The following is a 26,414-nucleotide window of genomic DNA, read 5'->3' as shown; positions in this document are numbered from 1 at the left end:
ACTCTTAACCTATATTAGCGCCACCCGCGTGGCGCCCAATTCGTCGAGATAAATCTCGACCTACAATTCAGGCATAAAGAACCTTGCTAAAAAGCAAGGGTTATAAAAAGTGGTACCAGTGAGCGGACTCTTAACTTGTATTAGCGCCACCCGCGTGGCGCCCAAGTCCAATACCATAATTTCATAGCATAAATTTGAGGCATAAAAAACCCCAACCAATCGGTTAGGGTTATAAAAAGTGGTACCAGTGGGCGGACTCTTAACCTGTATTAGCGCCACCCGCGTGGCGCCGAAGTCCAATTCCATAATTTCATAGCATAAATTTGAGGCATAAAAAACCCCAACCAATCGGTTAGGGTTATAAAAAGTGGTACCAGTGGGCGGACTCTTAACCTGTATTAGCGCCACCCGCGTGGCGCCGAAGTCCAATTCCATAATTTCATAGCATAAATTTGAGGCATAAAAAACCCCAACCAATCGGTTAGGGTTATAAAAAGTGGTACCAGTGGGCGGACTCTTAACCTGTATTAGCGCCACCCGCGTGGCGCCGAAGTCCAATTCCATAATTTCATAGCATAAATTTGAGGCATAAAAAACCCCAACCAATCGGTTAGGGTTATAAAAAGTGGTACCAGTGGGCGGACTCTTAACCTGTATTAGCGCCACCCGCGTGGCGCCCAAGTCCAATACCATAATTTCAAAGCATAAATTTGAGGCATAAAAAACCCCAACCAATCGGTTAGGGTTATAAAAAGTGGTACCAGTGGGCGGACTCTTAACCTGTATTAGCGCCACCCGCGTGGCGTCCAATTCGTCGAGATAAATCTCGACCTACAATTCAGGCATAAAAAAACCCTTGCTAGAAAGCAAGGGTTATAAAAAGTGGTACCAGTGGGCGGACTTGAACCGCCACGCCCGAAGGCAACGGATTTTGAATCCGTCATGTCTACCAATTCCATCACACTGGCATAATTTTTCTTTCATCTTCTAAAACAAGAGAAAATAAAGAAAAACCACTTTGAGCTCAGGCTTTTTTTATTTGCCTTCGTCTCTATGCTTTGCATTATACAAAGGCGATTAAGAACGGCAAGTAATTTTTTTGCAATAAGGCGTTAACTGCCTGTTATTTGTGCACAAGCAGTTAAATATTACCCTAAAGTCAACTTTATTCCTGCTAAAACGGTAACGACAAGATGTTACTAATCCATTAGTTAACGTAATTCAGTAAACGTTTTATCGGTTTATGTGTAAAATACTCCGCAACCTTGTAATTATGAGAGTTGTTATGTCACATTTTGCTCCAGCGAATTTCAGCCGTCGCTTGGCTTCACTTATATACGACAACTTAGTGGTCGTCGCGTTCGCAATGCTGACTACCGTGTTATTTTTACTAACCATCAATGCCTTAATTTCATTTAACATGCTCGCACTTGGCAATCATGAAGACGTATCGGCGCTGATCCAAGCGGATCCTATCTTATATACACTTAGAGCCACGTTATTGGTGTTGGTTTCGGTGCTGTTTTTTGCCTATTTTTGGACTAAGAGCGGTCAAACTATCGGTATGCGCGCATGGCGCCTAAAAGTGCAAACCCCCGACGGAGCACTGTTAACTTGGCCAAAAGCAATCGCTCGTAGCCTATGCGCGCTACTTGGACTGGGTAATCTGGTAGTGTTGTTAGACTTTAAAAAGAAAAGATCGCTCCAGGATATGCTGTGTGGTACTGAGGTAGTGGTACTGAGCAAAGAGGAAAATAAAAAGGTGTATAACAGCTTAGACTAATCTAAGCTTCAAATAGCAGCCTATTCCATTAGCCATGTCCATAAAAAATATAGGCCTCATAATGAGACCTATATTTTTACTTAATTCAAAACGTTAATTTTGTTTCTTCAGCAGATGGATAGCCAATCCAATAAATAACAAGCTTGGCATTAACGCGCCAACCACCGGTGGAACTTGATATACCATCACGATAGGGCCGAAAATTTCATTACTCAGATGGAAAGCTAAGCCTGTTACCACGCCCATAATAATCCGCGCGCCCATGCTCACCGTTCTCAGTGGCCCGAAGATAAATGACAAAGCCACCAGCAGCATTACCCCAATCGTCAGCGGCTGCATCACCTTACGCCACAGCGCGAGTTCATAGCTACTTGAATCTTGCTCATTTTGCTTTAGATAAGCGAGAAATGACCATAATCCTGTGAAAGACAAAGCATCTGGCTCTATCGATACAACACCTAACCTGTCTTCACTTAATTCAGACTCGTAGAGCATTGATTTTGAATAATGCGTTGTAATTTGTTGTTGATCGATATGTACTTCTTCCACGTCTTGCAATTGCCAGCCGTTAGATATGCTTTGCGCCGACTGAGCGCGTACGATTTTTGCCAGTGTTAGTGAGTCATCGAAATAATAAATTGCGATATCTTTAAGCTTACCGTTTTTTTCAACATTACCTATGTTAATAAAATTGCCGCCGTCTTTCGCCCACACACCACGCTGAGCGCTGTAAACTTCACCGCCATAAATTGCTTCGTTTTTTAACCGTTTTGCGGTTTGCTCCGCTTTTGGTGCCCCCCACTCCCCAAGCGCCATCATCAGTAGCGCAAGCAGCACTGCCGTTTTCATCACCGACATAATAATTTGAAAACGCGACCACCCAGCCGCTTGCATAACAATTAGTTCACTGCTTGAAGCAAGTGCACCAAGCCCAATCAGGCCACCAATCAGCGCAGCCATAGGGAAAAATACGACGATATCGCTTGGCATGCTGTAAATGGTATAGAGCATGGCACCGAGTAAATCATAGCTGCCACGACCAACCGAGCGCAGTTGCTCAATAAACTTTATAAGCGTATTGATCCCCACAAAAACTAATAGCGCGAAACCTGTGGTTTGTAAGATGCTACGCCCTAAATACCAATCAAGCGTCTTCATCATGCCGTCGTCTCCCGTTTCATAAATACCGAGCGAACCCATACACCAAAAGGTCTTCCTTTCGCGATTAAGTAAACGCCAATAAAGAGCACACTTAAGTGGATCCACCAGAGACCGACTGAGGCTGGCACTTTTTCTTCAGCTAACAGAAACTTGCCTGCGTTGAGTAGAATGAAATAACCCAAATATAGCGTAATTGCTGGCACGAGCTTAGCAAACTTGCCTTGTCTTGGGTTAACCACACTTAGTGGCACAGCCAATAGAGTGAGTAACAAAATGGAAATAGGCACCGATAATCGCAACTGAAATTGCGCTTTTGCTTCAGGCGTATCCATTTCAAGTAACTGTAAGCTTGGAATAGCCTCTAATTTACGGCGCTGGTGTTCAATTTCTTGTTCTTTAATTTGCACTTGGTAAGTACCAAATTCAGTACGATTAAGTGCTTGGCTGAAGCCATCAGTCTCGTAACGCTTACCTTCATGAAGGAGTAATTGCTGCTCACCACTATCAAGCTCAATCACTTCTCCTTTTTGCGCATACACTAAACGAGCGGCTTGATTTGAGTCCTTCTCAGGCAATTGCGCGACAAACACTTTGTCTAATTCGCGGCCTTGTTCGCTAATACCGTGAACAAATACCACCGCTTTTTCATTGCCCGTTTGCTGAAATCTACCAGCTCTGAGAGTAGAAAGTCCCGATTCCGCATCGGCTTGCTCTCTTAATTGATACTCTTTTTCACTCGCCCAAGGTGCAATATACATACTCACACAAGCGGCGAGTAATGCAAAAAATACACTAGAGACTAAAGTCACCCTAACGACATACCACTCACTGACCCCGCAAGCGCGCAGTACCGTCATTTCACTGTCGGCGTAAATGCGACTATAGGCTAAAATGATCCCAAGAAAGAGACTAAGCGGTAAAATATAACCGGCTAACTGTGGCAGCTTTAGCGCAAGCATAGCAAGTACTAACTTACCCGGTATACCTCCTTCAGACGCTGAGCTCAGAATGAGTACAAACTTTTGTGACAAAAATATTGTCATTAAGGTGAGAAAAACCGCAACCTGAGATTTTAGCACTTCACCCGTTAAATAGCGGAAAATAAGCAATGTTCGTCCCTATAAAACGTCTTGTTTCACTGGAATAGTGGGAAAAATTGAGTAAACTGATTATTTTAGTCACTTTATTATATGTCAATGCGCCGGAATATCCTACCTAAGGTTAAAGCATATTCATGACTTTAATGTAGGAAAGTGTGTTGGCATAAAAAGTTCAAAATGACATGACAAAGACTCAGGAGTCGCAATGGAATTCAGCGTTAAAAGTGGTAGTCCAGAGAAACAGCGTAGCGCATGTATTGTTGTTGGTGTATACGAGCCACGCCGTCTCTCACCAATTGGTGAACAGCTGGATAAAATAAGCGAAGGCTATATCTCAAATTTACTCAGACGTGGTGATCTTGAAGGCAAACCAGGACAAGTTCTACTTCTTCATCATGTACCAAATGTACTCAGCGAACGCGTTTTGTTAGTGGGTTGTGGTAAGGAAAGAGAGCTCGACGATAAACAATACAAACAAATTATCTCTAAGACCATCAATACGTTAAATGAAACGGGCTCAATGGAAGCGGTATGTTTTCTGACTGAGCAGCATGTTAAAGGTCGTGATACCTACTGGAAAGTTCGCCAAGCGGTCGAAACCACGCAAGATTGCCTGTATACCTTTAATCAACTAAAAAGCAAAAAGAGTGAGGCTAGACGCCCGCTACGTAAAATCGTCTTTAACGTACCAACGCGCCGTGAATTAACAATCGGTGAAAGCGCGATTGAGCACGGTCTTGCTATCGCCGCTGGTAGTAAGTTGTGTAAAGACGTTGCGAATATGCCACCAAATATCTGTAACCCTCGTTATTTGGGCGAGCAAGCACAACAGTTGGCTGAAGACTTTGATAACGTTACCGTTAACCTTGTTGGTGAACAAGAGATGGAAGAGCTGGGTATGCACTCATACCTAGCAGTTGGCCGTGGTAGTCGCAACGAATCAGTGATGTCGGTTATCCACTATAACGGTGGTGACGAAGGCCAAGCACCAATCGTATTCGTGGGTAAAGGATTAACATTTGACTCGGGTGGTATTTCTATCAAGCCTGGCGAAGCGATGGATGAAATGAAATACGACATGGGCGGAGCCGCGGGCGTACTTGGCTTAATGCGAGCCGTTGTGCAAATGCAACTGCCACTTAATGTGATTGGTGTATTAGCTGGCTGCGAAAATATGCCAGGGGGCGATGCTTACCGTCCGGGCGATATTTTAACCACCATGTCCGGTCAAACCGTTGAGGTACTCAATACGGATGCCGAAGGCCGCTTAGTACTGTGCGATGCGCTAACTTACGTTGAAGCATTCGAGCCGGAAACCGTTGTCGATGTTGCGACATTAACAGGGGCATGTATTGTTGCGCTTGGTAGCCATGCGACAGGTCTTTTATCTAACCATAACCCGCTTGCCCATGATTTGCTAAAAGCGTCAGAGCAAAGTGGAGACAGAGCTTGGCAACTGCCGCTTTGGGATGATTATCAAGAACAACTTGAAAGCCCGTTTGCTGACTTTACGAACTTAGGTGGTCGCGCAGCTGGCACGATTACAGCCGCGTGTTTCTTGTCTAAATTTACGAAAAAGTACAACTGGGCGCATTTAGACATCGCAGGTACTGCATGGCGCAGCGGCAAGAACAAAGGCGCTACAGGTCGTCCTGTGCCTATGCTGATGCAATATTTACTTAACCGCGCCAATATCACGGACGCACAGCAAGACTAATAGTCTAGTCGCGACACTTAACAAGCATAAGTCGCGACATAAAGTCGCTGCTACACAAGGTTAATCCAAACCGTAGCAGCAGACTTACCCCGCGACATAAAGTCGCAGCTACACAAGGTTAACCCAAACCGTAGCAGCGGGTTTACCCCGCGACCTAAAGTCGCAGCTGCAAAAGGTTAACCCAAACCGTAGCAGCGGATTTACCCCACGACATAAAGTCGCAGCTACACAAGGTTAACCCAAACCGTAGCAGCAGATTTACTCCACGACATAAAGTCGCAGTTGCACAAGATTAACCCAAACCGTAGCAGCAGATTTACTCCACGACATAAAGTCGCAGTTGCACAAGATTAACCCAAACCGTAGCAGCAGATTTACTCCACGACATAAAGTCGCAGTTGCACAAGATTAACCCAAACCGTAGCAGCAGATTTACTCCACGACATAAAGTCGCAGTTGCACAAGATTAACCCAAACCGTAGCAGCAGATTTACTCCACGACATAAAGTCGCAGTTGCACAAGATTAACCCAAACCGTAGCAGCAGATTTACTCCACGACATAAAGTCGCAGTTGCACAAGATTAACCCAAACCGTAGCAGCAGATTTACTCCACGACATAAAGTCGCAGTTGCACAAGATTAACCCAAACCGTAGCAGCAGATTTACTCCACGACATAAAGTCGCAGTTGCACAAGATTAACCCAAACCGTAGCAGCAGATTTACTCCACGACATAAAGTCGCAGTTGCACAAGATTAACCCAAACCGTAGCAGCAGATTTACTCCACGACATAAAGTCGCAGTTGCACAAGATTAACCCAAACCGTAGCAGCAGATTTACTCCACGACATAAAGTCGCAGTTGCACAAGGTTAAACCAAACCGTAGCAGCGGGAGCCGCGGGTTTACCCGGCGACTATATCCCGTGCCAAATTAAGACTACAGAGCAGTTAAACCACCTCTGCAAGCACTTCCCACCACTTGCCATATTTTATTCTTCTTCTCTTGCTTCTTGATTGATGGTATTGCCTTTATATGGCAGAATACAGGCTTATTTATGTGCATTTAAGTGGCGCTATAATTAGTTTTAAACTAAGCCGCGCATACTGATTTTCTTCGTCTACGCTATCACGGTAAACAAGATTACAGATATTGAGCAGCTGTGGAGCCTGTGGCAAACCTCAGTACTCCTCGCAATTGGTATTATTATCATGACTATCAAAGCGCGCTTTTACGTGTTAAAACAAAACGATGAGCCGGGGATTAGCGTTCCGGCTCATTTTGATCTGGCAGCACAAACTGCGGCGAGCTTGTATCAAGCTGGACACCGTATCTTTGTTAACGTCGATAATACTGACGATGCTCATTTATTCGATGAGCACCTTTGGTGCTTTGACGCAGACAGGTTTGTGCCCCACAACTTACAAGGCGAAGGCCCCAAAGGCGGCGCACCGGTGGAAATTGGCACAATGCCTCCTGCTGCTCGTCGCCCCGTGCTCATTAATCTGGCTCGGGTCGTCCCTGACTTTATTCGTCGCTTTGAACAGGTGATAGATTTTGTGCCTGTTGAAGCCAGCGCTAAGCAAGCCGCACGAGAACGCTTTAAGCAACTTCGTGCACTTGGCGCAACAATTTCCACTGAAGACATTGAGAAAGTTAAACCAAACCGTAGCAGCGGGAGCCGCGGGTTTACCCGGCGACTATATCCCGTGCCAAATTAAGACTACAGAGCAGTTAAACCACCTCTGCAAGCACTTCCCACCACTTGCCATATTTTATTCTTCTTCTCTTGCTTCTTGATTGATGGTATTGCCTTTATATGGCAGAATACAGGCTTATTTATGTGCATTTAAGTGGCGCTATAATTAGTTTTAAACTAAGCCGCGCATACTGATTTTCTTCGTCTACGCTATCACGGTAAACAAGATTACAGATATTGAGCAGCTGTGGAGCCTGTGGCAAACCTCAGTACTCCTCGCAATTGGTATTATTATCATGACTATCAAAGCGCGCTTTTACGTGTTAAAACAAAACGATGAGCCGGGGATTAGCGTTCCGGCTCATTTTGATCTGGCAGCACAAACTGCGGCGAGCTTGTATCAAGCTGGACACCGTATCTTTGTTAACGTCGATAATACTGACGATGCTCATTTATTCGATGAGCACCTTTGGTGCTTTGACGCAGACAGGTTTGTGCCCCACAACTTACAAGGCGAAGGCCCCAAAGGCGGCGCACCGGTGGAAATTGGCACAATGCCTCCTGCTGCTCGTCGCCCCGTGCTCATTAATCTGGCTCGGGTCGTCCCTGACTTTATTCGTCGCTTTGAACAGGTGATAGATTTTGTGCCTGTTGAAGCCAGCGCTAAGCAAGCCGCACGAGAACGCTTTAAGCAACTTCGTGCACTTGGCGCAACAATTTCCACTGAAGACATTGAGAAATAGCATTTTTAGGGTTCTGTGTAATGGATAAAACCTACAATCCACAAGATATTGAACAGTCTTTGTATCAAGACTGGGAGTCAAATGGCTACTTTAAGCCATCAGGCAATGGTGACGCATACTCGATTATGATCCCACCGCCGAATGTCACAGGTAGTCTACACATGGGCCACGCGTTCCAAGACACTATCATGGACACTTTGATCCGCTATCAGCGTATGAAAGGCAAAAACACGCTATGGCAAGTGGGTACTGACCACGCAGGTATCGCCACTCAGATGGTTGTTGAGCGTAAGCTTGCAGCCGAAGAAGGTAAATCACGCCATGATTTAGGCCGTGACGAATTCATCAATAAAATCTGGGAATGGAAAGAGCAATCAGGTGGCACAATCACCAAACAGTTACGCCGTTTAGGTGCATCTGTAGATTGGGATAGAGAACGTTTTACGATGGATGACGGCCTGTCTGAAGCTGTAAAAGAAGTATTCGTTCGCCTATATCAAGATGACTTAATCTACCGTGGTAAGCGTCTAGTTAACTGGGATCCTAAATTACACACTGCAATTTCTGATTTAGAAGTTGAGAATAAAGACAAGCAGGGTCATATGTGGAATTTACGTTATCCACTTGCGGATGGCGTAACCACTAAAGATGGTAAAGACTACATTATCGTAGCAACCACTCGTCCAGAAACCATGCTTGGTGATACAGGTGTTGCAGTAAACCCGGATGATGAACGTTATCAAGACTTAATTGGTAAAGAAATTCTACTTCCTATCGTCAACCGTCGCATTCCTATCGTTGCCGATGAACATGCGGATATGGAAAAAGGCACGGGCTGCGTAAAAATCACGCCAGCACACGACTTTAACGATAATGAAGTTGGTAAGCGCCATGAGCTGCCAATGATCAACGTATTTAACAAAGACGCGGCTGTTCTAAATACGGGTGAGTGCTTTACTTTTGATGGTAAGCCACTTGAAGCGATGGATGCACCAATTCCAGAGCGTTTCCACGGCCTTGACCGTTTCGATGCGCGTAAGCAAATCGTTGACGAATTTGAGCAGCTTGGTCTACTTGAGAAAATCGACGATCACAGTCTAACCGTTCCTTATGGCGACCGCTCTGGCGTAGTTATCGAGCCACTACTTACCGATCAGTGGTATGTTCGCGTTACTCCTCTTGCAGAGCCTGCAGTAAAAGCGGTAGAAGATGGTGATATTCAATTTGTACCTAAGCAATACGAGAACATGTACTTCTCTTGGATGCGTGATGTTCAAGACTGGTGTATATCCCGTCAGCTTTGGTGGGGCCACAGGATCCCAGCATGGTATGACAGCGAAGGTAATGTATATGTTGGTCGTGACGAAGCAGAAGTTCGTCAAAACCATAACCTTGATGCAAATGTGACGCTGACACAAGATGAAGACGTACTAGACACTTGGTTCTCTTCTGCACTGTGGACTTTCTCAACGTTAGGTTGGCCTGAAAACACGGAAGATCTAAAGGTATTCCACCCGTCAGATACATTGGTTACTGGTTTCGACATTATCTTCTTCTGGGTAGCTCGCATGATCATGATGACCATGCATTTCATCAAAGATGAAGATGGTAAACCTCAAGTTCCATTTAAGACCGTTTATGTGACTGGCCTTATTCGCGATGAAAATGGCGATAAGATGTCTAAGTCAAAAGGTAACGTGTTAGATCCACTAGACATGATTGATGGTATCGATCTTGAGAGTCTAGTGACGATACGTACTGGCAATATGATGCAACCACAGCTTGCGGCAAAAATCGAAAAGAATACGCGCAAAACATTTGTCGATGGTATTGAAGCACACGGTACTGACGCATTGCGTTTCACTCTTGCAGCAATGGCGTCAACAGGACGTGATATCAACTGGGATATGAACCGTCTTGAAGGGTACCGTAACTTCTGTAACAAGCTTTGGAATGCTAGCCGTTATGTATTGATGAACACAGAAGAACAAGACTGTGGCTTCAACGATAACGAAAAAGTGTATTCTCTTGCAGATCGTTGGATTTTAGGTCAATTCCAAAATACGGTTAAGGTGTTCTCTGAGCACTTGGATAACTATCGTTTTGACCTTGCGGCAAACACCATTTATGAGTTCACATGGAACCAATTCTGCGATTGGTATCTAGAGCTAACTAAGCCAATTCTATTTAAAGGTAATGAAGCGCAGCAGCGTGGTACACGCCATACGCTTATCACTGTATTGGAAGGCTTACTTCGTTTGATGCACCCACTAATGCCTTATATCACAGAGACAATTTGGCAACGTGTAGCACCAATTGCAGGTGTCGAAGCGAAGACAATTATGCTTGAAGCGTTCCCAGTATTCGACGAAAGCAAAGTTGATGCGCAAGCGATGGCTGATCTTGAGTGGGTGAAGCAGTTTATTATTGCTATCCGTAACATTCGTGGTGAAATGGACATCAGTCCAAGCAAACCGCTAAACGTGTTACTTACCGGAGCAAGCGAAGATGACAAACGTCGTCTAGAAGAAAACCAAGCTTTCTTAAGCGCTCTGGCAAAACTGGAAACGGTAGACTTACTTGCAAGCAAAGACGAAGCACCAGCTTGTGCGACTGCGTTTATCGGTGACCTTGAGATCATGATCCCAATGGCAGGTTTGATTGATGTAGAAGCAGAACTTGCGCGTATTGCTAAGCAGCTTGAAAAAGCAGAAAAAGGTCTTGAGCAAGTTGAAAAGAAACTCGCAAACGAAAAGTTTGTAAGTAACGCACCTGAAGCAGTACTTGCTAAAGAGAAAGCAAAATTAGCTGAGTTTAGCGATGCAAAAACTAAGCTACTTGAACAAAAAGCAAAGATAGAAAGCTTGTAATCGCTTTCTATCTTTGCTGGTTTTATACCATTTCAAGAACTAAAAAAGCCGCATATTGCGGCTTTTTTATTAGCTGATTAAAGTTTTACTGTTGTTCGAACAGGCTATCTGTACTTAACCCTTCGTGTTGTAAAATGTCTTTTAAGCGTCTCAACGCCTCAACTTGAATTTGTCTTACCCGCTCTCTCGTTAGCCCGATTTCGCGGCCAACATCCTCAAGCGTAGAGGGCTCATAATCAAGCAAACCAAAGCGTCTCGCGAGCACTTCTCGCTGTTTTGGATTTAACTCTCCAAGCCAATCAACAATGTGTTTGTTAATATCGTTGCTCTGCACTTCGGTTTCCGGACCACCGCCCTTTTCATCCGCGATAATATCGAGCAGTGCTTTGTCATTTTCACCACCGATAGGCGTATCAACCGAAGTGATCCTTTCGTTTAGACGCAGCATTTTACTGACTTCTTCGACGGGTTTGTCGAGACATTCAGCGATTTCTTCTGCGGTAGGTTCATGATCCAGCTTTTGCGTCAATTCACGTGCTGTACGTAGGTAAACATTGAGCTCTTTGACAACATGAATAGGCAAACGAATGGTACGAGTTTGGTTCATGATCGCACGTTCGATGGTTTGACGGATCCACCAAGTTGCATAAGTAGAAAACCTAAATCCACGTTCCGGATCAAACTTTTCTACCGCTCGGATCAGGCCTAAGTTACCTTCTTCAATGAGGTCAAGTAATGCCAAACCACGGTTGTTATAACGACGAGCGATTTTAACCACTAATCTCAAGTTACTCTCTATCATCCGTTTACGTGAGGCTTCGCACCCCTTTAACGCTTTACGCGCAAAGTAAACTTCTTCTTCTGCACTGAGCAGTGGGGAAAATCCAATTTCACCTAAATAGAGTTGAGTAGCATCTAAGTTTTTAACCACTTCTTCTTTGGCAAAAACTTCTTCGTCGTCTTCGAGGTCTTCAAGTAATTCGTCTTTCGGTTCGTCAATATTATCATCTTCGAACTTGTCTAACTCTGGAGTAGATTTTGTAGGTAATTTTGCAGTGTGAGCCATAAGTATTCTCCCCAAGCGAATAAAAGTAAGGGTACTCGAACCAATCGAAGTACTCGCATTACTTTATGGCAAATATTTTGCCGGGTTTACAGCTTGACCTTTAAAACGGATCTCAAACCTAAGCGCCGTCTTAGAAGCATCTGTACTACCCATTTCGGCAATTTTTTCCCCAACTTTAACTTTTTGCTGTTCTCTGACGAGTAACTTAGCGTTGTGGGCATACGCACTTAGATAATCATCCGTATGTTTCAGAATGATTAAATTACCATACCCACGCAACGCACTCCCTGCATATACAACTACACCGCCAGCAGCAGCCTTAACTGAAGTACCCGGTTTATTAGAGATCTCCAATCCCTTATAACCATTCTCTTTAACAGAGAAGTGACGAGTCACCTTGCCTTCAGCAGGCCATTTCCATAGTACCTTATTATTATACAAAGCCTTGGTACTACTAGATTTTTGTGTGGCTTGTCTTTGAACATACTCTCGTTGATTTGGCTTATCAAGCTCTTTTTTGGGGCTTTTGTTACTTTTTTGTTTTAAAGACTGAGACTTGTGGTTTACTTTCGTGTATTTTGTGTTCTTTTTGTTTTTATTTTTGGGATACTCTAGACGAATGATCTGATTGGGGTAGATCGTGTACGGAGGCTTAATTTTATTGATTTTCGCGAGCGTTCTTACATCTTTGTTCGCGCTAAATGCAATTGCAAATAAAGTATCGCCTTTTTTTACTTTGTAACTGCTTCCGTTAATATTAATTTTATGTGATGAAGTGGTCTTACCAGAGTATAAAGTTGTTACAGGCGCAGGCGTATGATTCGATGAGCAGGCAACAAGCAGGCCGCTTAAATAAATCGATATGATGACCTGAGACTTGTGCATTACTTATATTTTCCAGTGCTACTATCAACGACTATCATATCAATCTAACTTAATTTTGCTTGGTTTTCACATTTAACTGGAAAAAATAGTTATATTTTATGGAGTTGTTTTTTAAGCTACAAAATTAACCGACTTCGCCAGCGACTAAAGGTACAAAGCGTACAGGTGCGAGGGCGTGACGAATAAACTGCTCACCTTCTTTAACAAACAAGGTGAGTGTTTGTGCTTCAACTCCAATGGGAATGACCATAGCACCGCCATCTTCTAGTTGCGCCAACAACTCATCTGGAACAGATTGTGCCGCAGCAGTAACAATGATCCCTGCAAAAGGCGCTTTTGAAGCCCAGCCTTTCCAACCGTCTCCATGTTTCATCGTCACATTATATAAATCCAGCAAATGCAGCCTTCTGCGCGCTTGCCACTGCAGTGACTTGATCCGTTCAATGCTAAAGACCTGTTCAAACACTTGCGCGAGTACGGCGGTCTGATAACCAGAGCCCGTACCCACTTCCAAAATACGCCCTTTAACACCCACTTGTTTTAATACTTCGGTCATTTTTGCAACGATAAAAGGTTGCGATATCGTTTGTCCTTGTCCGATAGGAAGAGCTGTATTTTCATATGACTTATGTTTAAGCACTTCATCGACAAACATATGTCTAGGCGTGTTAGCGATGGCATTGAGTACCACTTCATCCTCTACGCCTTGCTTTCTTAGCAGTTCCACTAGCGCGTTGGCACTGCCCTGATAATTACTCAGCACATACGCCTCTTAAGATAACCAGCTCGCCACAGCATCTAAGCTCTCGTAAGCCGTCATATCCACCTTGAGCGGTGTGATAGCGGCATAACCGTTGTTTACAGCGTGAAAATCCGTGCCCTCACCAGCGTCACTTTCATGACCTAAGGTGCCATACCAGTACACACTTCGGCCCCATGGGTCGATTTGTTCGGTCATGGTATCCGCTTTATGACGTGAGCCTAGTCGAGTGACTTTAATCCCTTTTAAGTCACTTAATGGAATATCAGGGACGTTGATATTAATGATTTGGTCTTTTGGTAGCGGATGGTTTGCAAGCTTTTTAATGATCTCTACCGTGACATGTGCTGCAGTTTCATAATGGGCTTCATTTTTAGAGCAAAGAGAAACGGCAATCGCAGGTAAGCCCACATGTCGACCTTCAGTGGCCGCCGCAACAGTACCTGAGTACAGCGTATCATCGCCAAGGTTAGCGCCATTGTTGATCCCTGCAACGACTAAATCCGGCAATTCATCCATCAGTTTGTTCACTCCAAGGTGAACACAGTCGGTTGGCGTGCCATTCACAGAGATAAAACCATTATCTAGCGTAGTTGCTCTGAGCGGGTTTAATAAGGTTAACGAGTTACTCGCACCGCTACAGTTTCTATCTGGACCAATGACAGTTACATCCGCGATTTGTGATAACGCTTGATACAAGATAGCAATGCCCTTGGCGTGAACACCATCGTCATTACTCAATAGGATCTTCATATTTCACCTCTTTTTCTTGTTAGACAATGAGTATCTCACTGCTGTATCGACTCTTCATGTTTATTAAACTTTTTACTGGCATCTTTATGATTAACAAGCTCTCTGAGCAGCGCCGTGGCAAAAGTTCCTTTCGGTAAACTGAATTCAAGGGTTAGCGTACTGTCGTCAGCCATACTCACCTTAAGCGCTTCGGGTATTAATCTGAGCGCTCTACGCTCATTTTTCATCCCAAATTCTGCCAATCCTTCGTGCCATTTAGCAAAAGGTGCCAACCATTCACGCTCTTGCGGCAATAAGCCCTTTTCACCCTTGCCAACCAATGGCGCCGAAAGCAAAATATCGCCATTCAGTAACCGCTCGATGAGTTCGCAATCAATCTCTGAGTCAAAAAAGGCGTTACTACCGCTCAGTAAAAAGATTTCACGGTGCCAAGTCGTTGCCAAACCATGCTCTGCCACGCGGCGACTAACGACTTCGTTGAACAGATGAGAGCGAGCGGCTGAAAGTACCAACCCTCTGAGTTTTTTATCGCGGATCTTTTCGCCGTCAAATAACCTATCTGCCATGGCTAAGTTGTGGCCATCATGACCAAAACGTTGCTCTCCAAAATAATTAGGAACCCCTTGGCGTACGGCATTAATACGCGACAGAATATCAAGTGGAGCAGTCACGTTTCTGAGGGTAATGGCAAAGCGATTGCCCTTATGACAACCTGTTTTTAGCTTTCGATTGTGCCTTATTTGTTGCACCACAAAAATAGAGTCACTATTTAATGCACTAAAGTCTACCGACTTTTTAATTGGCACCGGCACGCTAAACCACTGCGTACATACGCCGTGTCTGTCTTTAATTCCTGCATAGCTGACATCTCGCGGTGAAATTTGGGCAAACTCTGCAAGCTTTTTAGCGACAAATGCAGTGTTTTCTCCCTTTTTAATGATCTGCAAGCAAACATGCTCACCTTCGCCAGTAAAAGGAATATCTAAAATTTCTTCGACTCTAAAGTCTTCTGGTTGTGACTTATAATCGCCGTCAGATAACGGTTTGCCATAAAGATAGTTGAGTGTCTTCATGCTTTTACCAATAGCACCACAGCATGACTTGAGATCCCTTCTTTACGCCCTTCAAAACCCAGTTTTTCGGTGGTGGTTGCTTTAACATTAACTTCGCCTAGCTGCGCTTCACAGTCGTTTGCGATATTACCGCGCATCGCATCAATATGTGGTCGCATTTTTGGTGCTTGTGCGACAATTGTGACGTCGATATTGCCTATTTGATAGCCAAGCGCTTTCACTTGTTCCATCACGCGGCGTAATAAAATGCGGCTGTCGATATTTTCAAATTCACTCGCAGTATCAGGAAAGTGCTTACCAATATCTCCCAGCGCAAGTGCCCCCAACAAGGCATCACACAATGCATGAATTGCCACATCACCATCGGAGTGAGCAATAAAGCCCTGTTCGTAAGGGATTTTTTCCCCACAAATTGTCAATGGGCCAGCTCCACCAAATTTATGAACATCAAATCCGTGGCCAATTCTAATCATGCTGTTTACCTTGTTGTTGAATTATAAACTCCGCCAGAGGTAAATCCTCCGGCGTCGTGATCTTAATGTTATCCGTACGCGCGGCAATGAGTTGGACTGGCCGATTTTGTAATTCCATCGCAGATGCTTCATCTGTGATATGTGCACCTTGAGAAAGCCCAAGCTCCAATGCCGCCAATAACTCTTCATACCTAAACATTTGAGGCGTAAAAGCCTGCCATAACGACGCTCTAGGTACGGTCTCCTGTACCAACTCCGCACCGCGTTTGATGGTATCTTTAACCTTGGCAGCCAGTATGCCACCTTGCTGTTGATTTATACATTGTGAAATCAGCTGATGAATATCATCCAGCGCTACTAAAGGTCGAGCTGCATCATGAACTAACACCCAGTCAGGGCGACTTGGTGCCAATGCTTTTAGCGCCAATAAAACAGAGTCGGCACGTTCTTGTCCACCTTCGCAGTGGCTAAAACGGCTATCAGGCAGTAACGCCGATGAAAAATATCCATCTTCTTTGGAAACGGCGACCATAAATTGACTGACGCACTCAAGCCCGGCTAGTTTTTCCAGTGTGTGTACTAAAATCGGTTTGCCTAATAGTGGAATATATTGTTTAGGCATCTGCGCCTGTATACGACTGCCAACCCCAGCTGCGGGGATGACGACTGCAAGTTTATCGTTTCTTTTCATGAGGTACTTTCGGTAATACACGGATAAAAGTTTCGCCAGGCTTAATCATGCCGAGCTCATGACGAGCACGCTCCTCAACCCCTTCAAGGCCGAGTTTTAAATCGTCGATATCCGCTTTTAATAATTTATTTCGTTTACTGAGATTGGCATTGGTTTCTTGGTGCGATTTAACCACGGATTTTATCCGAGTGTAGTCCTCCACGCCGTTGTGGCCGAACCAAAGTCTGTACTGAATAAATAGCGCTAAAACCAACAGCGCTAACTGAAAAAATCGCATTGCTTAATCCAAACTTCTGTTTTTTGAGTCGATTAGGATAGTTGACTCGTTTTTGTTTTTTGTACTTGTGGCCAATTAATTGAACTGGCAAGTAACATTTCTCTTAGCGTCAGCCTTCTCGGTACTACCGCTTTGCCAAAATACCAAGTATGGCCACAACAAGCCGCTGTCATTAACACTTTTGTTGGTTTTAGCAATTGTACACGCGCTTCGTCGCTTGCTTGTAAGCTATTGCCATTAACACTAAACCAGCCAAATTGGTTGCAGTGCAATTTGTCAGCCTCATTCACTTGGTCGACACTGTCGAGCCTCACGGTTGTCCCCGTCGAGTCTGCATATAGCACAGGAACCACCAGCCCCACTTTCACCTTAGTGGTAAAAAATGCTGCGTTGGCAGCGTCATCACATTTAGGCTGTGATTTTTGCTTTGCTAACCAACATCCATTGAAACTATCTAGCTCAAGCGGGACGTCACCATGAATAATATGTGTGGCCGCGCGCTCAACATAATACGGTAGGCTGTTTAACAAACGCTGAAGGCGAGTATGATCGGAGAGTTCAGCAAGTTTCGGCAACTCTCTGGCATAAAATACGTTTACAAGCTCGGCAAATACAAGGCGAGATGCTTCGTCATACCAGATTGTATTTTGCTGTTGCTCCAAAACGCCTCCTGTCAATGCAATCTACTTTTGTAGACTGGTGTACATCCTTTATACACTAGCCATGTTTCAAATCAAAGCAAACTGCTCTGTTGTACTTGCTTACGGCTTGGTTCCTAGTTTTGCTTGCCCCTCAGCCATAAATTGTACTACCGAACTGCGTTTTTTTCCTATTAAGAAACTACCGTCAGTCAAAAACATAAAGTTCTGCCAACATCGCTTAAACACGTCAAAGCAGGTCTCGATCACATCATCTCGAGAGAGACAAAAATACACGGTGGTATTGGCTTGCCAATCAAGAAATTGCTCGATCGTTTCAGGAAATGCTTCTCCTGCTTCCCACGGCTGCTCCCAATTGAGGGTTTCTTGCCATGAGTCCGCTTTACCAACCCAATCTGTTTTATCAAAGAAATCAGGGTGATCTTTTTCGTTGCTTACCATAGTGCTCCAAAGCACCGCAGCGCGCGCCGCTGACATTGGTTTTATCAATGCCAGGTCGGATTCTTCGATTGGAAGATCTTTATGTTTGAAAACCCAAGCTTTCTTATAATCGTCCAGCGCAATATAATTCATTTTTAAACACCTTCAGTCTTAATGGCACGGATTATAACATTTCAGTCCGTCACGTACGGCTTTTATTTTTTGGAGCTTGAATTAGTGGATATCACACCTGGAATTTACCGCCACTACAAAGGAAAACTTTATCGTGTGCATGCTTTGGCAACGCACAGTGAAACACAAGAGAAGCAAGTGGTTTATCAAACCCTATATGGAGATATGAGTTTTTGGGTTCGACCACTTGAAATGTTTTTAGAAGACGTTATGGTCGAAGGCGAAGCGGTGCCTCGCTTCACCTTAATCGAAACCGAAGCAGGGTTGGCAGCGAAAAGCTGATTGTGGCAAGATGAGCCTATCTCATCTGACCACAAGAAGTTGAATTATGTTTAAAGGTACTGATCAATATATTGCTACCTCAGCTCTACAACAGGCCGTGAATGCGGCCATCGTTTTAGAAAAACCCCTCCTCATTAAAGGTGAGCCAGGTACAGGCAAGACCTTACTTGCCGAAGAACTGGCAAAAAGTTTAGATACCGAACTAATCCAATGGCATATAAAGTCAACAACCAAAGCCCAGCAAGGCCTGTACGAATACGATGCGGTCTCGCGTTTACGCGATAGTCAACTTGGCGATCCTCGCGTTAATGACGTTGGCAATTACATCATCAAAGGTAAGCTGTGGCAGGCATTTACCGCCACAAAGCGCCCCGTTCTGCTGATTGATGAAATCGACAAAGCCGATATTGAGTTTCCCAATGATCTACTGTTAGAACTCGATAAAATGGAGTTTCATGTCTACGAAACTAACGAGCAAGTAAAGGCAAAGGTGCGCCCCATCGTTATTATCACTTCAAACAATGAAAAAGAGCTACCAGATGCCTTTTTACGCCGCTGCTTTTTCCACTACATCGACTTTCCGAGCAAAGAAGAGATGCAGCAAATTGTAGACGTGCATTTTCCACATATTAAAGCAAATTTAGTACAACGAGCACTCGAAAGCTTTTTCCAATTACGCGACACACCAAACCTAAAGAAAAAGCCAAGTACGAGTGAGCTACTCGACTGGTTAAAACTACTATTAGCTGAAGATATTTCCCCTGACGCGTTGCATGACAAATCTAACCAAGGTGGCCTAATGCCGTTATTTGGTGCGCTACTTAAAAACGAGCAAGATGTTTCTTTGGTTGAGAAGCTCGCCTTTATGAGCCGCCGCTGATCATGCTCATCGATTTTGTACTCACCCTTAGACGTTACGGTATCAAAGCGAGCCTGCGCGAATTACTAGACTGTTTAGAGGCGCTGGATAAAGAAGTTTGCTTTGCCGATCTAGACGGCTTTTACTTTTTGGCAAAAACCATCTTCGTGAAAGATGAGACCTTGTTTGATAAATTCGACCGTGCGTTTGCTGATTACTTTGAGGGAATAGAGTCAATAGACCTCTTCTCACAACTTCAACAGCAGCAATTGCCAGAGGATTGGTTGCGTAAAGAGTTTGAGAAATCACTGTCTGAAGAAGAAAAAGCCAAACTGAACGCCATGGGTGGACTCGATAAGCTCCTTGAAACGTTAAAAGCACGCTTGGCTGAGCAACAAAAACGTCACGCAGGCGGCAATAAATGGGTTGGTACAGGGGGCACCTCCCCCTTTGGCGCTTACGGCTATAATCCTGAAGGGATCCGCATTGGCCAAGATGGAAATCGCCACCGGAAAGCCGTAAAAGTATGGGATAAGCGGCAGTATCGTAATCTCGACAGTAATACCGACATCAGCAGCCGCAATATTAAGCTTGCACTCAAGCAATTGCGTAAATTTGCGCGCAGCGGAGCAAGTGATCAGCTCGACCTTAATGAAACTATTCGCGCAACCGCAAGACAAGGCGGCATGTTGGATGTGAAAATGGCTCCTGAGCGACATAACTCTGTGAAGGTATTGATGCTGTTTGATATTGGTGGCTCTATGGATGACCATATCCAGCTTTGTGAGCAACTATTCAGTGCCGCACACAGTGAATTTAAGCACCTTGAGTTTTTTTACTTTCATAATTGTGTGTACGAACATGTTTGGCACGATAATGACCGTCGTGACAGCGAATTACTTGATACTTATCAGCTAATTAACCGTTACGGCTCAGACTATCGGCTAATATTTGTTGGTGACGCGACAATGGGCCCCTATGAAATCACCTATCCCGGCGGTAGCGTAGAGCATTGGAATCAAGAAGCAGGCGCCACTTGGCTGAATCGTTTAACCAATCACTTCAGTAAGGTGGCTTGGCTTAATCCTCAGCCGCAAAGCTATTGGTCTTATTACCATTCAATAGAGCTAATAAATCAATTGATGCAAAACAGAATGTATCCGCTAACAATAGAGGGTCTAAGTCAGGCGTTTAAAGAATTGAGCTAAAGCAGTGCTGCTTGCAAGGTAAGCACCTTGCAAGCAATGATGCGAAATTAGTCATTCGCTTCGATAGGTTCTAGTTGTAGTTTTGAAGCAATCAATACGGCTTGAGTACGGTTATAGACACCCAACTTTCTGAAGATAGCGGTGATATGTGCTTTCACCGTTGCCTCTGAAATATTTAGCTCATAGGCAATTTGCTTATTCAGCAAGCCTTCGTGTAAATATTGCAGCACTTTATATTGCTGTGGCGTGAGCGAGGCCACTTGTTGGGCAAGCTCTTTGTCTTCCCCTTCGAGTTCAGCCACTTTGTCTTTCATGCCTTCAGGCAACCACGTGTCACCTTCGAGCACTTGCTCTATGGCTTCGGTAATTTGTTCTACTGACGCCGCTTTTGGGATAAAACCCATCGCGCCGTATCCCATCACTTTAGAAATGATAGAGAGGTCTTCGCTTCCCGAAACCACAACAACTGGAAGACTTGGGTGATCCTCACGGATCCGAATTAGTCCATATAAATCACCATTGCCCGGCATATGTAAATCGAGCAGGAGTAGGTCTAGTTCTTCTTGTTGTTGTAAGACCGAGAGCGTAGTGTCAAAGTTTTCAGATTCGAATACCTCTAGTCCTTCAAACTGCGCTTTTAGAGCCCCCTTAAGCGCCTCTCGAAATAGAGGATGATCATCCGCGATTAAAAACTGATACATGCTATGCTCCTAAAAAATCGGCTGTTATCGTAAAGATAACAGCCGTTATAGTATGTTTATATTAGGTCGCAATTCAAGTTATTCAGTTAACGATTCAATCTATTCTCGATTAATTCATCAACCACACTTGGATCGGCAAGTGTAGAAGTATCACCTAACTGTTGATACTCGTTGGCTGCAATCTTACGCAAAATACGGCGCATGATTTTACCAGAGCGGGTTTTAGGTAAACCTGGAGACCATTGGATCATGTCAGGGGTTGCAATTGGGCTTAGCTCTTTACGCACCCAATTTCTCACCTCTTTAGTTAACTCGTCAGATACCGTTACCCCTTCATTTGGCGTGATATAGACATAGATCCCTTGGCCTTTAATGTCGTGTGGATAGCCTACCACAGCCGCTTCAGCAACCGCTTCGTGAGCGACTAGCGCACTTTCAATTTCAGCAGTACCGAGGCGGTGACCTGAAACGTTAAGTACATCATCCACACGACCTGTGATCCAGTAGTAACCGTCTTCATCACGGCGACAACCATCGCCCGTAAAATAAACGCCAGGATAAACGGAGAAGTACGTTTGTTCAAAGCGCTCATGGTCGCCATAAACCGTACGGGCTTGTGAAGGCCAGCTATCCAAAATCACCAAATTACCTTCGGTCGCGCCTGTCAGCGTATTACCTTCCGCGTCAAATAGTGCAGGAGCAATACCAAAGAATGGACGGGTCGCAGAACCCGGCTTAAGTGCAGTAGCGCCAGGTAGTGGCGTGATCATGATGCCGCCCGTTTCGGTTTGCCACCAAGTATCTACGATAGGACAATCACTATTACCAATTTGCTCATAATACCAAGACCAAGCCTCTGGATTAATTGGCTCACCGACCGAACCCAAAATACGTAAACTGTCACGCTTAGAACTTGCTGTCGGCTCATCACCCTTCGCCATCAACGCACGGATCGCGGTAGGTGCAGTATAGAGAATAGTAACACCATGTTTATCAACGATTTCACCCATGCGACCAGACGTTGGATAAGTCGGCACGCCTTCGAATACAACTTGAGTACAACCATTTACTAGTGGACCATAAGCAATATAACTGTGACCCGTGATCCAGCCCACATCCGCGCTACACCAGTAAATATCATCTTCTTGAAGGTCGAATACATACTCATGGGTCATTGATGCATACACTAGGTATCCACCCGTAGTATGCACTACCCCTTTCGGCTGACCGGTAGAGCCCGAGGTATAAAGAATAAAGAGCGGATCTTCCGCATTCATCATTTCAGGTTCACATTCGGCAGGTTTATCAGCAACTAATTCATGCCACCATACATCGTGAGCATTCCATTCAACATCGCCACCTGTTAATTGATGTACAATCACATGCTCGATAGTGGTGACGCCAGCTTGCGCTACCGCTTCATCGACATTTGCCTTAAGCGGCACACAATTACCACCGCGACGACCTTCATCTGAGGTGATGACAACTTTGGCGCCAGAATCTTTGATACGGTCTGCAATCGCTGAAGGTGAAAAGCCCCCAAACACAACGGAATGGATAGCACCAATTCTTGCACAGGCCTGCATGGCATAAATCGCCTGTGGAGTCATCGGCATGTAGATAGCGACGCGGTCACCCTTTGCAACTCCTAGACTCTTAAGGCCATTGGCAAGCTTTGCGACTTCATCGTGTAGTTGTTGGTAGGTAATATTTTCTGTTTGTTCTGGGTTATCGCCTTCCCAAATCAATGCGATTTTATCGGCGCGCTTTTCGAGGTGTCTATCGATACAGTTATAAGAGGCATTTAATACGCCGTCTTCATACCATTTAATATTGATATGGCCTTTGTCGAATGAGGTATTTTTAACTTTACTATAAGGTTTGAACCAATCTAAACGTTGACCGTGCTCTTTCCAAAACTCTGCGGGGTCATCAACCGACTTTTGATATAGTTCTTGATATTGCTCGTCGTTGATTAATGCTGCGTTCTTGATTTTTTCAGGAACTGGATAAATGCTCTGTGACATAGTCATCTCCATTATATTTAGAGGTCTAGGTCTGCTAGACACGCTTTTCCTAAGGATCACCCAGCCTTGGGTGTTTAAGTATTAGACCTTAGTTGTAGAACACCTGCAAACGTAAAAGTTTCATACAACTTACCAATCGTACCTAATTTGATACAAACGTTATGTTCGCCTTATCCTCCACTCATTTACCGTATGCCACCTTAGTCTAATAGACCAATAGGTAATTGAGTAAAAACCAACCTTAAACAACAGTTAGTGATGATTAAAATGAATGTCAGCTGCTGCCAACTGCAAAGCACAGCTATTGAGGAACTGGATTATGACAACGAATAACATTAATAAAAAACTGCTCGCAGTTGCTATCAGTAGTCTCTGCACTCTCCCTGCCACTGCGGCTGAGATTGGCGATACTAAAGTTAACTATGGTGGTTATATCAAGCTTGATGCCATTTGGAGTGATTTTTCTGACGGCGCGCTGGGGGCGCAAAATATCGGCCGAGACTTTTACGTTCCTGGTACGACCCCGGTCGGGGTTAACTCAGATAGCGACGCAGTATTTGATATGCACGCTCGCCAATCTCGCTTTAGCTTCGGGACCGATACTAAGCTCGATGATGGCAGCAGTATCAAAACTAAAATCGAGCTAGACTTTATTTCTACATCTGGAGGAAATGAGCGTGTTAGTAACTCCTACTCACCTCGTATTCGCCAAGCCTTTGTGAGCTACAAGGGCTTCTTGTTCGGTCAAGCTTGGTCAAACTTCCAAAATGTTAGTGCGCTACCAGAGACTTTAGACTTCGTCGGCCCAGCTGAAGGCACCGTTTTCGTACGCCAAGCCATGGCTAAATACACCACGGGAAACTGGTCTTTCTCTATTGAAAACCCAGAAAGCACAGTTACCACTGCAGATAGTGGCCGTGTCGTCACTGATGACGCTAGCATGCCTGATTTCACTGCACGTTACACACACAATGCTGATTGGGGTCATATTGCGGTAGCGGCACTTGCGCGCCAAATTACCTATAAAGTCGGTGGAGCTGATGAGTCTGAAAGCTCATTTGGGATAAGTGCATCTGGTCGTGTTAATTTTGGTGACAATAACTTGAAATTTATGCTGACCCAAGGTCAAGGGCTTGGTCGTTACGTAGGCCTAAACGTTGCTAATGGCGCGGTATACGACGGTAACTCGTTACATGCAATTGACTCGACGTCGGGCTTTATCGCTTATCAACATAGCTGGAATGAACAGTTCCGCTCAACATTCTTATACTCTTTCTTTAATGCTGATAACGAAAGCGATTTGCTGGCGGTGACTGGCGATCCGACAAAATCAAGTATGAGTTACAGCGCAAACCTACTTTATTCTCCTGTGAAAAAACTTACCTTTGGTGCTGAATATAAGATGGGTACTCGGGAAACAGAAAGTGGCTTTGAAGGTGATTTAGACAGACTACAACTTTCAGTGAAGTACGTGTTTTAAGGTTTTGTTATTTTAATAGGCTAGTACCAATTCACTTCCTAACTGCGGCCTATTGGCCGCTTTTTTATTGTTGGTCACGATTTGCTTTTTCGCGACATAAAGTCCGCTGCTACGATGTGTTTCTTGGCGACTTAAAGTCGCTGCTACGGTGTGCTTCTTCGCGACATAAAGTCGCTGCTACGGTGTGCTTTTTCGCGACATAAAGTCCGCTGCTACGATGTGTTTCTTGGCGACTTAAAGTCGCTGCTACGGTGTGCTTTTTCGCGACATAAAGTCGCTGCTACGATGTGTTTCTTGGCGACATAAAGTCGCTGCTACGGTATGTTTTTTCGCGACATAAAGTCCGCTGCTACGATGTGCTTTTTCGCGACTTAAAGTCGCTGCTACGGTGTGCTTCTTCGCGACTTAAAGTCGCTGCTACGGTGTGCTTCTTCGCGACATAAAGTCGCTGCTACGGTGTGCTTTTTCGCGACATAAAGTCGCTGCTACGGTGTGCTTTTTCGCGACATAACGTCGCAGCTATGGTGTGTTTTTCGGCATAAAAGATCGCGGCTACTCGTGGGATTTCATCGTCTAACGTTGTGACCATATCGCGCCAATAAAAAACCCCGCTGGCTGGCGGGGTTTTACAATTATCTCAAAAGCATCATCTTATTGTGCTTTTGCATCCTTCATATAATCAAAGAACTTGCTATCCGGTGATAACACCATAACGTCATTCTTATCTTTAAAGGTATTTTTATATGCTTCAAGCGAACGAACAAACCCGAAAAACTCAGGGTCTTTATTATATGCTTTAGCGTAAATGTTTGCCGCCGTTGCATCACCTTGACCGCGAACCGCGCGAGCATTACGCTCAGCATCTGCAAGCATTACTGTCACTCGACGATCAACATTAGCACGGATGGTCTCCGCCTTCTCTTGACCCTCAGAACGGTGCTCTTTCGCCACAGCTTGACGCTCCGCACGCATACGCTGGTAGATTGAGTTACTTACTTCGTTAGGTAGGTTAATTTGCTTAACACGGACATCAAGTACTTCAATCCCAAGCTCAGTTGCACTTTCAGACGCTTGAACTAACGCTTCTTCCATTAGCTCGCTACGTTCACCAGATACTATTTCTTTAATAGTACGCGAACCGAAGTTTGTTCTTAGACCGTTGTTCACCTTTTGCTTAAGTAGCGTTTCAGCATACTGTTTATCACCACGCGCACGTAGGTAATAAGCACTAAAATCATTCACGCGCCACTTAACGTAAGAATCCACGATCAAGTCTTTCTTCTCGCTCGTTACAAAGCGATCAGGTTGACCATCAAGTGTTTGGATCCGTGCATCTAATTTACGTACTTGGCTAAAGAAAGGCACTTTCAGGTGAAGGCCAGGTTCATACACCAGAGCATCGCCATTCGCGTCTTTTTGTACCTTGCTAAATAGCAGTACAATTGCTCTTTGACCTTCGTTTACTACAAAGATACCAGAGAACGACATGATCACGGCAGTGACTAATAGAAGTAGACTAAAATTCTTCATATTGA

General features: G+C 44.5%; 25 protein-coding genes and 1 tRNA gene. 9 read left to right on the top strand and 17 right to left on the bottom strand.

The window, feature by feature from the left end; all coding sequences use genetic code 11:
* Window positions 1-883: 883 nt before the first annotated feature.
* Window positions 884-968 (bottom strand) — tRNA-Leu (locus tag PPIS_RS18630).
* A 317-nt stretch (window positions 969-1,285) separates the two neighbouring features.
* On the opposite strand from PPIS_RS18630, the gene PPIS_RS18625 reads away from it, so the two are divergent.
* A complete protein-coding gene (locus PPIS_RS18625; RefSeq protein ID WP_010377422.1) occupies window positions 1,286-1,783 on the top strand; it encodes an RDD family protein in 498 nt (165 codons plus the stop codon).
* A gap of 93 nt (window positions 1,784-1,876) precedes the next feature.
* On the opposite strand, the gene lptG is transcribed toward PPIS_RS18625, so the two are convergent.
* Both lptG and lptF read right to left on the bottom strand, forming a co-directional pair.
* Entirely contained in the window at window positions 1,877-2,944 is a 1,068-nt protein-coding gene (gene lptG, locus PPIS_RS18620; RefSeq protein ID WP_010377420.1) for an LPS export ABC transporter permease LptG, read from the bottom strand.
* A complete protein-coding gene (lptF, locus tag PPIS_RS18615) occupies window positions 2,941-4,053 on the bottom strand; it encodes an LPS export ABC transporter permease LptF (RefSeq protein ID WP_010377416.1) in 1,113 nt (370 codons plus the stop codon). Before lptF ends, lptG begins: the two co-directional genes overlap by 4 nt.
* Window positions 4,054-4,249: 196 nt before the next feature.
* Between lptF and pepA the strand changes: the two genes are divergently transcribed.
* From pepA to PPIS_RS18595, 4 genes are all read left to right on the top strand, one after another.
* Window positions 4,250-5,761, top strand: coding sequence for a leucyl aminopeptidase (pepA, locus tag PPIS_RS18610; protein ID WP_010377415.1), 1,512 nt, complete (start codon window positions 4,250-4,252; stop codon window positions 5,759-5,761).
* A 1,211-nt stretch (window positions 5,762-6,972) separates the two neighbouring features.
* Window positions 6,973-7,482 (top strand): DNA polymerase III subunit chi, encoded by a 510-nt coding sequence (locus tag PPIS_RS18605; protein ID WP_249031229.1) that lies wholly within the window; start codon window positions 6,973-6,975, stop codon window positions 7,480-7,482.
* A gap of 274 nt (window positions 7,483-7,756) precedes the next feature.
* The gene (locus PPIS_RS18600) at window positions 7,757-8,203 is read left to right on the top strand and encodes a DNA polymerase III subunit chi (RefSeq protein WP_010377414.1); all 447 of its coding nucleotides are present in this window, start codon (window positions 7,757-7,759) and stop codon (window positions 8,201-8,203) included.
* A gap of 20 nt (window positions 8,204-8,223) precedes the next feature.
* The gene (locus tag PPIS_RS18595) at window positions 8,224-11,073 is read left to right on the top strand and encodes a valine--tRNA ligase (protein ID WP_010377413.1); all 2,850 of its coding nucleotides are present in this window, start codon (window positions 8,224-8,226) and stop codon (window positions 11,071-11,073) included.
* 85 nt (window positions 11,074-11,158) lie between these two features.
* Here PPIS_RS18595 and rpoS read toward each other — a convergent pair whose 3' ends face one another.
* The 10 genes from rpoS to PPIS_RS18545 form a co-directional block, all read right to left on the bottom strand.
* Complete coding sequence (gene rpoS / locus PPIS_RS18590; RefSeq protein ID WP_010377412.1) at window positions 11,159-12,139, bottom strand: RNA polymerase sigma factor RpoS; 981 nt, start codon at window positions 12,137-12,139, stop codon at window positions 11,159-11,161.
* A gap of 63 nt (window positions 12,140-12,202) precedes the next feature.
* A complete protein-coding gene (locus tag PPIS_RS18585; RefSeq protein ID WP_010377411.1) occupies window positions 12,203-13,024 on the bottom strand; it encodes a peptidoglycan DD-metalloendopeptidase family protein in 822 nt (273 codons plus the stop codon).
* 124 nt (window positions 13,025-13,148) lie between these two features.
* Window positions 13,149-13,787, bottom strand: a complete 639-nt coding sequence (locus PPIS_RS18580; RefSeq protein WP_010377410.1) for a protein-L-isoaspartate(D-aspartate) O-methyltransferase — start codon at window positions 13,785-13,787, stop codon at window positions 13,149-13,151.
* A gap of 9 nt (window positions 13,788-13,796) precedes the next feature.
* Entirely contained in the window at window positions 13,797-14,537 is a 741-nt protein-coding gene (surE, locus tag PPIS_RS18575) for a 5'/3'-nucleotidase SurE (protein ID WP_010377409.1), read from the bottom strand.
* 35 nt (window positions 14,538-14,572) lie between these two features.
* Window positions 14,573-15,610 carry a tRNA pseudouridine(13) synthase TruD gene (gene truD / locus PPIS_RS18570; protein ID WP_010377408.1) on the bottom strand — a complete coding sequence of 346 codons (1,038 nt, stop codon included), beginning with the start codon at window positions 15,608-15,610 and terminating at the stop codon, window positions 14,573-14,575.
* Window positions 15,607-16,083, bottom strand: coding sequence for a 2-C-methyl-D-erythritol 2,4-cyclodiphosphate synthase (ispF, locus tag PPIS_RS18565; protein ID WP_010377406.1), 477 nt, complete (start codon window positions 16,081-16,083; stop codon window positions 15,607-15,609). Before ispF ends, truD begins: the two co-directional genes overlap by 4 nt.
* Window positions 16,076-16,774 (bottom strand): 2-C-methyl-D-erythritol 4-phosphate cytidylyltransferase, encoded by a 699-nt coding sequence (ispD, locus tag PPIS_RS18560; RefSeq protein WP_010377405.1) that lies wholly within the window; start codon window positions 16,772-16,774, stop codon window positions 16,076-16,078. Before ispD ends, ispF begins: the two co-directional genes overlap by 8 nt.
* Window positions 16,758-17,051: a cell division protein FtsB gene (gene ftsB / locus PPIS_RS18555; protein WP_010377404.1), complete on the bottom strand. Its 294-nt coding sequence runs from the start codon at window positions 17,049-17,051 to the stop codon at window positions 16,758-16,760. Before ftsB ends, ispD begins: the two co-directional genes overlap by 17 nt.
* A gap of 32 nt (window positions 17,052-17,083) precedes the next feature.
* Window positions 17,084-17,728, bottom strand: coding sequence for a hypothetical protein (locus PPIS_RS18550; RefSeq protein ID WP_193522418.1), 645 nt, complete (start codon window positions 17,726-17,728; stop codon window positions 17,084-17,086).
* Window positions 17,729-17,812: 84 nt separating this feature from the next.
* Window positions 17,813-18,283 carry a DUF2947 domain-containing protein gene (locus tag PPIS_RS18545; protein WP_010377402.1) on the bottom strand — a complete coding sequence of 157 codons (471 nt, stop codon included), beginning with the start codon at window positions 18,281-18,283 and terminating at the stop codon, window positions 17,813-17,815.
* A gap of 84 nt (window positions 18,284-18,367) precedes the next feature.
* Here PPIS_RS18545 and PPIS_RS18540 point away from each other — a divergent pair, with 84 nt between their 5' ends.
* From PPIS_RS18540 to PPIS_RS18530, 3 genes are read left to right on the top strand one after another with little or no spacing between them, the layout of a single operon-like run.
* Window positions 18,368-18,604: a DUF1653 domain-containing protein gene (locus PPIS_RS18540; protein ID WP_010377401.1), complete on the top strand. Its 237-nt coding sequence runs from the start codon at window positions 18,368-18,370 to the stop codon at window positions 18,602-18,604.
* 43 nt (window positions 18,605-18,647) lie between these two features.
* On the top strand, window positions 18,648-19,484 hold the full coding sequence (locus PPIS_RS18535; RefSeq protein WP_026000904.1) for an AAA family ATPase: 837 nt from the start codon (window positions 18,648-18,650) through the stop codon (window positions 19,482-19,484).
* A gap of 2 nt (window positions 19,485-19,486) precedes the next feature.
* Entirely contained in the window at window positions 19,487-20,671 is a 1,185-nt protein-coding gene (locus tag PPIS_RS18530) for a vWA domain-containing protein (RefSeq protein WP_010377399.1), read from the top strand.
* A gap of 47 nt (window positions 20,672-20,718) precedes the next feature.
* On the opposite strand, the gene PPIS_RS18525 is transcribed toward PPIS_RS18530, so the two are convergent.
* The gene (locus PPIS_RS18525; RefSeq protein WP_010377395.1) at window positions 20,719-21,372 is read right to left on the bottom strand and encodes a response regulator transcription factor; all 654 of its coding nucleotides are present in this window, start codon (window positions 21,370-21,372) and stop codon (window positions 20,719-20,721) included.
* An 86-nt stretch (window positions 21,373-21,458) separates the two neighbouring features.
* Window positions 21,459-23,399, bottom strand: coding sequence for an acetate--CoA ligase (gene acs, locus PPIS_RS18520; protein ID WP_010377393.1), 1,941 nt, complete (start codon window positions 23,397-23,399; stop codon window positions 21,459-21,461).
* A 319-nt stretch (window positions 23,400-23,718) separates the two neighbouring features.
* Here acs and PPIS_RS18515 point away from each other — a divergent pair, with 319 nt between their 5' ends.
* Window positions 23,719-24,879 carry a DcaP family trimeric outer membrane transporter gene (locus tag PPIS_RS18515; protein ID WP_010377390.1) on the top strand — a complete coding sequence of 387 codons (1,161 nt, stop codon included), beginning with the start codon at window positions 23,719-23,721 and terminating at the stop codon, window positions 24,877-24,879.
* A gap of 451 nt (window positions 24,880-25,330) precedes the next feature.
* Here PPIS_RS18515 and PPIS_RS25190 read toward each other — a convergent pair whose 3' ends face one another.
* Together PPIS_RS25190 and hflC are read right to left on the bottom strand one after the other, a co-directional pair.
* A complete protein-coding gene (locus tag PPIS_RS25190; protein WP_169922904.1) occupies window positions 25,331-25,468 on the bottom strand; it encodes a hypothetical protein in 138 nt (45 codons plus the stop codon).
* Window positions 25,469-25,530: 62 nt separating this feature from the next.
* Window positions 25,531-26,409, bottom strand: a complete 879-nt coding sequence (gene hflC, locus PPIS_RS18510; RefSeq protein WP_010377388.1) for a protease modulator HflC — start codon at window positions 26,407-26,409, stop codon at window positions 25,531-25,533.
* Window positions 26,410-26,414 lie beyond the last annotated feature (5 nt).

The sequence above is a fragment of the Pseudoalteromonas piscicida genome (assembly GCF_000238315.3).
Classification (GTDB): domain Bacteria; phylum Pseudomonadota; class Gammaproteobacteria; order Enterobacterales; family Alteromonadaceae; genus Pseudoalteromonas; species Pseudoalteromonas piscicida.
This window is presented reverse-complemented; position numbering and strand designations above follow the sequence as displayed.